Origin of the sequence: Sutcliffiella halmapala, from assembly GCF_050107295.1 — a bacterium.
Classification (GTDB): domain Bacteria; phylum Bacillota; class Bacilli; order Bacillales; family Bacillaceae_I; genus Sutcliffiella_A; species Sutcliffiella_A halmapala_A.
Genome location: NZ_JBNIKR010000048.1, coordinates 1 through 256, shown reverse-complemented (window position 1 = coordinate 256; position 256 = coordinate 1). Strand labels below are relative to the sequence as shown.

Genomic DNA, 256 nt, shown 5'->3' with positions numbered 1-256 from the left:
TTGATATTACTTAACGTTATCTAGTTTTCAAAGAACATAGTTTCTAAAGATATCACATCAAGTGATATTTCAGAACCTTTATATAGAGAGAATGCTCTCTCAAAACTAAACAAAACAAACAGCGTCTACTTCCTTAGAAAGGAGGTGATCCAGCCGCACCTTCCGATACGGCTACCTTGTTACGACTTCACCCCAATCATCTGTCCCACCTTAGGCGGCTGGCTCCAAAAGGTTACCCCACCGACTTCGGGTGTTA

1 rRNA gene is annotated in these 256 nt (G+C 41.8%); it reads right to left on the bottom strand.

Annotated elements, in window-relative coordinates:
* Positions 1-137: 137 nt before the first annotated feature.
* Positions 138-256 (bottom strand): 16S ribosomal RNA (locus ACQCT5_RS23010); the annotation flags it as partial.